Source organism: Enterococcus sp. FR204, from assembly GCF_031143325.1.
Classification (GTDB): domain Bacteria; phylum Bacillota; class Bacilli; order Lactobacillales; family Enterococcaceae; genus Enterococcus_B; species Enterococcus_B faecium.
In genome coordinates, this window is record NZ_JAKZIW010000109.1 from 1 (window position 1) to 611 (window position 611).

General features: G+C 52.4%; 7 tRNA genes. All 7 read right to left on the minus strand.

The annotated features are described in order from the left end of the window. Position 1: 1 nt before the first annotated feature. Positions 2–75, minus strand: a tRNA-Arg gene (locus tag RG571_RS12025). A gap of 10 nt (positions 76–85) precedes the next feature. Then, positions 86–171 (minus strand) — tRNA-Leu (locus RG571_RS12030). A 16-nt stretch (positions 172–187) separates the two neighbouring features. Continuing rightward, positions 188–259: transfer RNA gene (locus RG571_RS12035), tRNA-Gly, on the minus strand. Between the two features lie 11 nt (positions 260–270). Further along, a tRNA-Thr gene (locus tag RG571_RS12040) sits at positions 271–343 on the minus strand. A gap of 17 nt (positions 344–360) precedes the next feature. Beyond that, positions 361–442, minus strand: a tRNA-Leu gene (locus tag RG571_RS12045). A 7-nt stretch (positions 443–449) separates the two neighbouring features. Continuing rightward, positions 450–522, minus strand: a tRNA-Lys gene (locus RG571_RS12050). A gap of 3 nt (positions 523–525) precedes the next feature. Continuing rightward, positions 526–598: transfer RNA gene (locus RG571_RS12055), tRNA-Val, on the minus strand. Positions 599–611: the final 13 nt, after the last annotated feature.

A 611-nucleotide genomic window follows, 5' to 3' on the forward strand; every position in this document is an offset into this window, starting at 1 on the left:
ACGCGCCCAAGAGGAGTCGAACCCCTAACCTTTTGATCCGTAGTCAAACACTCTATCCAGTTGAGCTATGGGCGCATATTTGAAATGCCGAGGACCGGAATCGAACCGGTACGGTGATCACTCACCGCAGGATTTTAAGTCCTGTGCGTCTGCCAGTTCCGCCACCCCGGCGCGATTGCTTTGGCAAAGCGGAAAACGGGGTTCGAACCCGCGACCCCCACCTTGGCAAGGTGGTGCTCTACCACTGAGCTATTTCCGCGTGTTTAAAGATGCCGGCTAAAGGACTTGAACCCTCGACCCTCTGATTACAAATCAGATGCTCTACCAACTGAGCTAAGCCGGCATGTAAAACTTAAATTATGCGGGTGAAGGGACTTGAACCCCCACGCCGTAAGGCGCTAGATCCTAAATCTAGTGCGTCTGCCAATTCCGCCACACCCGCAAAAATATGAGCCGTACAGGGCTCGAACCTGTGACCCTCTGATTAAAAGTCAGATGCTCTACCAACTGAGCTAACGGCTCATATGGAGGTTAACGGGATCGAACCGCTGACCCTCTGCTTGTAAGGCAGATGCTCTCCCAGCTGAGCTAAACCTCCATGGATAACTTAA